The sequence below is a fragment of the Caulobacter segnis genome (assembly GCF_003243465.1).
Classification (GTDB): Bacteria; Pseudomonadota; Alphaproteobacteria; order Caulobacterales; family Caulobacteraceae; genus Caulobacter; species Caulobacter segnis_A.
Genome location: NZ_QFQZ01000028.1, coordinates 43,855 through 50,580, shown reverse-complemented (window position 1 = coordinate 50,580; position 6,726 = coordinate 43,855). Strand labels below are relative to the sequence as shown.

At 66.8% G+C, this 6,726-nt stretch carries 6 protein-coding genes; 1 reads left to right on the top strand and 5 read right to left on the bottom strand.

Annotated elements, in window-relative coordinates; genetic code table 11:
- Positions 1 to 413, bottom strand: a 413-nt coding sequence (gene ccoO, locus DI526_RS10830) for a cytochrome-c oxidase, cbb3-type subunit II (RefSeq protein WP_304277486.1), incomplete at its 3' end; no start/stop codon positions are given.
- A 7-nt stretch (positions 414 to 420) separates the two neighbouring features.
- On the bottom strand, positions 421 to 2,067 hold the full coding sequence (gene ccoN / locus DI526_RS10825; protein ID WP_304277484.1) for a cytochrome-c oxidase, cbb3-type subunit I: 1,647 nt from the start codon (positions 2,065 to 2,067) through the stop codon (positions 421 to 423).
- Positions 2,068 to 2,189: 122 nt separating this feature from the next.
- Between ccoN and DI526_RS10820 the strand changes: the two genes are divergently transcribed.
- Positions 2,190 to 2,459, top strand: coding sequence for a hypothetical protein (locus tag DI526_RS10820; protein ID WP_304277482.1), 270 nt, complete (start codon positions 2,190 to 2,192; stop codon positions 2,457 to 2,459).
- Positions 2,460 to 2,501: 42 nt separating this feature from the next.
- Here DI526_RS10820 and DI526_RS10815 read toward each other — a convergent pair whose 3' ends face one another.
- From DI526_RS10815 to DI526_RS10805, 3 genes are all read right to left on the bottom strand, one after another.
- Positions 2,502 to 5,219 carry a Tat pathway signal sequence domain protein gene (locus DI526_RS10815; RefSeq protein ID WP_304277480.1) on the bottom strand — a complete coding sequence of 906 codons (2,718 nt, stop codon included), beginning with the start codon at positions 5,217 to 5,219 and terminating at the stop codon, positions 2,502 to 2,504.
- A 157-nt stretch (positions 5,220 to 5,376) separates the two neighbouring features.
- Positions 5,377 to 5,895 carry a 6-carboxytetrahydropterin synthase gene (locus tag DI526_RS10810; RefSeq protein WP_304277478.1) on the bottom strand — a complete coding sequence of 173 codons (519 nt, stop codon included), beginning with the start codon at positions 5,893 to 5,895 and terminating at the stop codon, positions 5,377 to 5,379.
- Positions 5,895 to 6,656, bottom strand: coding sequence for a cyclic nucleotide-binding domain-containing protein (locus DI526_RS10805; RefSeq protein ID WP_304277476.1), 762 nt, complete (start codon positions 6,654 to 6,656; stop codon positions 5,895 to 5,897). The genes DI526_RS10810 and DI526_RS10805 overlap by 1 nt, the downstream gene beginning before the upstream one ends.
- Positions 6,657 to 6,726: the final 70 nt, after the last annotated feature.

The following is a 6,726-nucleotide window of genomic DNA, read 5'->3' as shown; positions in this document are numbered from 1 at the left end:
GATTCCGGCACGACTGAGCGCGGATCGATCAGGTGGTCACGGTGCCAGGTGTCCGAGTACTTGCCGCCCACGCGCGCCAGGTCGGGACCGGTGCGCTTGGACCCCCACTGGAACGGGTGGTCGTACATGCTCTCGGCGGCCAGGCTGTAGTGGCCGTAGCGCTCGACCTCGTCGCGCAGCGGGCGGATCATCTGCGAGTGGCAGAGATAGCAGCCTTCACGGACGTAGATGTCGCGGCCGGCCAGCTCGAGCGGGGTGTAGGGACGCATGCCCTGCACCTTTTCGATCGTGCTCTGCAGCCAGAACAGCGGGGCGATCTCGACCAGGCCGCCGATGGAGACGACCAGGAGGATGCCGACGATGAGCAGCAGCGAATGCCGCTCAAGCTTGGAGTGTTGCTTCCAGAGAGACATCGGAACCTCAGGCGATCGCGGTGGCGGGGGCGGCCGGAGCGTCGGCCAGCTCGGCGGAGGGCGTGCTGATCGTCTTCCAGAGGTTGACGATCATGATCAGCGCGCCGGTCAGGTACATCAGGCCGCCCACGGTGCGGATGATGTTCTCGATATGCTTGGCCGAGACGGTCTCGATGAAGCTGTAGGCCAGGAAGCCTTGCGGGGTGTATTCCCGCCACATCAGGCCTTCCATGATGCCCGACACCCACATCGCGGCGATGTAGAGCAGGATCCCGGTGGTCGCGATCCAGAAGTGCCACTCGACCATCTTGTTCGAGTACAGGCCCGGCTTCTTCCACAGCCACGGCACCAGGCAGTAGACCGCGCCGAAGCTGATGAAGCCGACCCAGCCGAGGGCGCCCGAGTGCACGTGACCGATGGTCCAGTCGGTGTAGTGGCTCAGCGCGTTGACCGCGCGGATCGACATCACCGGACCTTCGAAGGTCGACATGCCGTAGAAGGCGATCGAGACGACCATCATCCGGACGACGGGGTCGGTGCGGAGCTTGTCCCACGCGCCCGACAGGGTCATCAGGCCGTTGATCATGCCGCCCCAGGACGGCATCCACAGCATGATCGAGAAGGTCATGCCCAGGGTCTGCGCCCACTGCGGCAGGGCCGTGTAGTGCAGGTGGTGCGGGCCGGCCCAGATGTAGATGAAGATCAGGGCCCAGAAGTGCACGATCGACAGACGGTAGCTGTAGACCGGCCGCTCAACGCGCTTGGGCACGAAGTAGTACATCATGGCCAGGAAGCCGGCGGTCAGGAAGAAGCCGACCGCGTTGTGGCCGTACCACCACTGGGTCAGGGCGTCCTGGACGCCGGACATCACGCCGTAGGACTTGTGGTTCAGCAGGCCGACCGGAACGGCGGCGTTGTTGACCAGGTGCAGCAGGGCGATGGTGACGATGAAGGCCAGGTAGAACCAGTTGGCCACATAGATATGCGGCTCCTTACGCTTCCAGATCGTGCCCAGGAAGACCAGCAGATAGGCCACCCAGACGATCGTCAGCCACAGGTCGGTGTACCATTCGGGCTCGGCGTATTCCTTGCCCTGGGTCGCGCCCATCAGGTAGCCGGTCGCAGCCAGCACGATGAAGAGCTGGTAGCCCCAGAACACGAACCACGGCGTGATGCCGCCAGCGAGGCGCGCCTTACAGGTGCGCTGCACGACCCAGAAGGACGTCGCGATCAGGGCGTTGCCGCCGAACGCGAAGATCACCGCCGAGGTGTGCAGGGGCCGCAACCGCCCGAAATTCAGGAACCCGAACTCGGGGAAGTAGAAGATCCTTGGCCAGGCCAGCTGGGCGGCGATGATCACCCCCACCAGCAGGCCGGCCGCCGCCCAGAACATGGTGGCGATGACGCCGGCCTTGATGACGTTGTCGGAATACTGGTCGGGATGGTCGCGCAGCGTGCCGCCGGCGAGACCGCCGTTCAGCACGAAGGCGGCGATCACGCCGGCCAGGGCGATGGTGCCGGCCTGAAGCCGGAAAATGGGGTCATGGGTCAGGCCCGCCCCCAACAGCGCCAGGAAGGCGCCGATAACAGAGATGATTAGAAGGAGGCTGGAGCCCGCGGGCGGACCAGCACTGGTGTTTGAAGGGGCGGACATGCGGACTCCATGAGTCGAACCTGGACCCCAGGGGTGTCACACCGGCTCAACCCGTGCTTTGATCTGTCTCAAAGCCAAGTCCGCGAACCTGTTGGACCCTGTGGGCCAATTCGGAGTCCGCCATGCTCAAAGCGTTTTCTCGTCACCTCCCTTCGGCCACCGGCGTGGCGGCCCTTGTCGCCTGGGCGATCGCCCTGCAGCAGTCGCTGCCCCGCATGCTTGCGGGCCCGATTTGCAGCACGCGCGGCGACGCCTTCGTGTTCGCGGGCCACTGTCCCGCCTGCTACGTGGCGGCCGCGCTGTCGATCGCCTTCCTGGCGTCGCTGTTCGCTGCTGGCCGACAAACCCAGCGTGAAGCGCAGGCGATTCTAACCGTCGACGGCGCGCACTGAGCCGACCGCGACGTTGCGCCGCGCCTGAGGGCGCGGCGAGCCTCAGCGGCTCGCGGCCGCCGCTTCCTCCAGGCTGTCGCCGATCAGCGCCAGGTTCTGGATGGCCGCCAGCCCCCATTGCGCCACGCCATTCGTCGACAGGATCGGATCCTCGTCGATCGGACGCAGCACCGCCGTTCCGCCGACACGACGGCTTTGACTGGACAGCAGGTCGCCGCCTTCCCGCCCAGCCTTGCCAAAGAACTCCGACCAGGCGCGCAGCGCCAGGGCGTGATCATTCTCGTACTTGGCGGCGTAGGCGGTCAGGCGTGAATGGGCGTCATTGAGGCTGCGCCCCCCCGGGACCTGCCCGAGCAGCGCCTTCAGCTCGGCGGGCGGGGCGTTGTAGTAGCGGCAATATTCCAGCCAGGCCTTGCGGTAGGCCGGAACGTCGAGCAGGTCGAGCAGCTCGGAGGTCATTTCGACGACGCCGAACACGGCGTTCAGGTGCGAAACGCTTACGTAGTCGCCATCGCCCAGGAACCTGCCGGTCTTGAGGTCGTACGGGGCCTCGCCAGCGAACCAGCGCCGCTTCATCGCCGCGATCGTGGTCATGCCGTTGAGAATCCGGTCGCGCCAGCGTGGATCGCGCGTGCGCTCCCACTCGGTAAGCCACGCCCCCAGGAACGCGCCCCACGAGGTTCCGAAGCCCGAAGCCACGACGCCTTTGGGCCGTTCGCGCCCTGGCGACGGCGGCAGCTTCCGCGAGATGTCGACCACCTCAAGAGCCGAGTCTGACGTGACCAGCTCGCGCATCAGGTCGCCCACCCGCTCATCGGCGGTCAGGTAATAGTAGATCCGGCGATAGGCGACGTTCGAGACCCGCGGCTGCTTGGACGAGTCGGACCAGTGCTGCACGCCGTGCCGCGTGCCGAAGCCCTTGAAGCGGCCCAGGTGATAGACATCGACCTCGCCCGTGTGGCGCGTCATCGCCTCTGCGAACCTGAAGACGTCGGCCCGGCCTGTGCGCAGATAGGTGTACCAGACCCAGAGATCGGTCGAGAGCTCGGAATTGTCCCAGGCGTAGCCGCCGACGTCGTAGCGCCACACGTGGCGGTCCGGGTCATAGGTGTGCATCACGTCGCCATAGGACCAGAAGCCATACCAGCGTCGCTGGTCCTGCTCCTTGATGTAGTAGTCGATCAGATAGGTGAGACGATCCTCGATCCGCCTGCGGGCCGGCGTCGAGGCGTCGACAACGTCCCAATCGCCGAACACGCCGGCCTGCTTCAGCCGCTTAGGCGACACCGTCAGGCGCGGCGGATTGGCGACCCGTCCGGCCATCGCCGAGAACGCGTCGTGCGACGGGGTCTTATCCAGGACCCATAAGGTCAGTTCGGACGTCCGCGCGATCCCGCGCGCATCGTCCCATCCGGCCTCGTAGTCCTCGTAGGTGATATCGAGACCTTCCAGCTCCTTGGCATGGGTGTCCATGCCGTTGGGGCTGCGATAGGGCCGCACGTCCATGGCCGGCGCCTGCGGCGACCACATCCAGGCGGTCAGCTGCGCCAGCTCGGTATGGGCGTTGCGGATGTCGAGCCCGGTCGGCGCCCGCTGCCAGAAGTCCTTGAGCCCCAAGGCGACCCCGCCGGACGCACCGCCGACATAGGCCAGTCCCCGGGTCCTGCGGCCCGCATTGGAGTCGATCCAGGCGTGGCCCGTGCTGGTCCGCTTGCGCAGGGCGAAGCCGTCGGGCGTCAGCTGCGACAGCGAATAGTCGCCCCACTCCGGGATCCACTGGAGACCGGCGCGGAGCTTGGGCGGCAGGGCCTCCGTACGCACGGCGCGGCCGGCGACCTGGGCTTCGCGAACGGCGGCGCCCGGGTCGCCGCGCGACCTTAGCCCGGTCAGGGTGCGCACGGCCTCGCCGAACACCCCAACCTCCTCGCCGGAGAAACGGACATGGCGGTTGTGGGTCTCGTCGCTCATCGGCACGCCGGCGGTGACGCCCAGGCCGCGGATGAAATCCTTGGCCGGATCGCCGTCATGGATGAAGCTGTGAACGATGCGGACCGCGTCCGAGCCGGCATGGAAATAGAGACGAACCGTCACCGGCAGCCACGCGCGTCCGTCGCCGGAATGGACGCCGTCGAAGCGGACCACGGCCCGCACCGGCCCCGCCTGCTCGACCGTCACCGTCTCGAACCTCGAGCCATAGCGGCGCGAGCGAACGGTGCCGTCGGCCTCCAGCTCAGGCTGGTCCTGGGCGATGGCGACCAGGCCCAGGTCCTTCAGCGTAACCCGCCCTTGGACCGACGCCTCGGCCACGAGCACGGGTCCCGACGTCGGCAAACGCCAGACGAGATCGCCTGTCGAGACCGTGATCATCCCAGCCGTCTTGCTCACGCTCACCGGCGCGGCGGGGTTCTTGGATTTGCCAAGAGCGATAGACAGGCCATCGCGACCCTCGCCGCCCGCGATCGCGTGCGCCGACCACTTCAGCGAGCCGTCGGGCCAATAGGCGATCGGCCACGACTGGGCGGGAGCCTCCTCGCCAGTTTTCCCGACGATCTTGAAGGCTTGCGAGGGCTTGAGAGCGCCGCGAGGCCAGGGAACGCCAAAAGCTCCACCGTCCTGGCTGAGCGGAGCTTCGCCATCCAGCCAGCGCAGATCGGTGATCGGCGGCGTCGGTGCGGCGAGGGCCTCGTCCGGCCGCCCAACGCCAAGGGCGGCGACGGCGGCCGACAGGGCAAGAACCTCGCGGCGCGACAAGACCGACATGGGGGCTCGGCTCAAAGTGTCCTCCCAGACCTTTTCCGCCGAGCCCGCTTCTCCGAACCAAGGTCGGCCAGTCCTAACGGACTAGCGTTAGATTTCCACATTGTGGATCGTCAAGCCACATTTTGAGAGCTCGAATCGTGGGATCTTCGGAGTGGCGTCAGCCAGCGACGCCGTCTCTGAGGGCCAGAGTCAACGCCTCGGCGCTGACCTGCCGCAGAACGCGGTCGGGGTTTTCGAACACGGCGGCGTTGGCGCCATGCTCGCGACATTCGACCGAAGCGATCCAGCAGCGGCCCTTGGTGGCGGAAACCACGAGCCCTTGGGCGTGTTCGAACACATGGGCCGCGAGCGCCTCGGCGCTGACACCGGGCACCACCCTCACCTGCGCTAGACCTAGCCGCTGGAGACGCTCGAACTCCAGGCGGGACGGATCGTCGGCGGCCACCAGAAGCGTATGGTCGAACATGTAGTGCAGCCAGTCGCGGATCGCGCCAAAGCCCGACTTGCCGAAATCGACGACCCAGCCCCGCGCGTCTAGCTGCTCGGCCGCGAAGTCGAACGAGAACCCAAGGGAGTAGCCATGCAGCAGCTGACAGTGGCTGTCGGCCGCCCACTGGCGATAGGCGCACGATAGCCCGCGTTCGGCGCCATAGGTCTTGACCGACCGATAGGCCATCAGTTGGGCGCCTCAGCATGGGCGGCGCGCTCCCGCCCAGCCTGCCCCATCATCGCCACCGGCGACGGGTTGTCGATCAGCGGATCTGGCCTGGCCAGGCGTGTCAGGGCGGCCGGGCGCGTGATCGTGACCAGCGGCCCGTCGACCTTGACGCCGTAGTCCGCCAGGGCGGCGAACGAGCGTGAGAGGTTCTCGGGAGTCATGCCCAGCAAGGAGGCCAGCATCCGCTTCTGGACGGGCAGCCTCAGGACGCCGCCGCCCCCCTGGCGGCGCTGCTGCACAAGCAGGTAGTTGGCCAGCCGGACCAGAGGCGCCCGCAGCTTGTGGCTCTTGATGGTGCGAACCAGACCGCTGTAGCAGCCGGACAGTTCCTCGATGACAGCCTGCGCGACCCCTTGATCCTCTCGGATCACGCGCCGAAAGAGCTCGCCCGGGATCATCAGCAGCTGGCTGCGGCTGAGCGTTCGCGCGGTCATCAGGGCCGGCGCCTCGAGCACGATCGACGCCAGCACGAAGCTTGAGAGCGGTTGCAGCACCGCAAGCGTCGAGTCGCGATCCCCCCAAGTCCCCTCCAGTTCGATAGAGCCTTCCAGCAGGATGTAGAGGAAGTCGTTGACCTCGCCCTCCGCGACCAGCTCCGCGCCCTTGGGCGTCCATTGCAGAAAGGCGCCCTGCGCGATCAGGGACAGCGACTGCTGGCTGGCGGCGGCCAGCAGCGGCAGGTCGCCGATGCGGCTGAGGTCAATGGGTTTGATCGACATGAACCATCTCGACGAAGGATTGAGCGCCTAAGCCTTAAGGCCGGCGCGACCGGGCGACGTTGCGGTTCGT

What these genes read in the sequence shown, in the direction of transcription:
- DI526_RS10815 (WP_304277480.1), bottom strand. Translation starts at nt 5,219, where the DNA reads ATGTCGGTCTTGTCGCGCCGCGAGGTTCTTGCCCTGTCGGCCGCCGTC.
- DI526_RS10820 (WP_304277482.1), top strand. Translation starts at nt 2,190, where the DNA reads ATGCTCAAAGCGTTTTCTCGTCACCTCCCTTCGGCCACCGGCGTGGCG.
- ccoN (WP_304277484.1), bottom strand. Translation starts at nt 2,067, where the DNA reads ATGTCCGCCCCTTCAAACACCAGTGCTGGTCCGCCCGCGGGCTCCAGC.
- DI526_RS10805 (WP_304277476.1), bottom strand. Translation starts at nt 6,656, where the DNA reads ATGTCGATCAAACCCATTGACCTCAGCCGCATCGGCGACCTGCCGCTG.
- DI526_RS10810 (WP_304277478.1), bottom strand. Translation starts at nt 5,895, where the DNA reads ATGGCCTATCGGTCGGTCAAGACCTATGGCGCCGAACGCGGGCTATCG.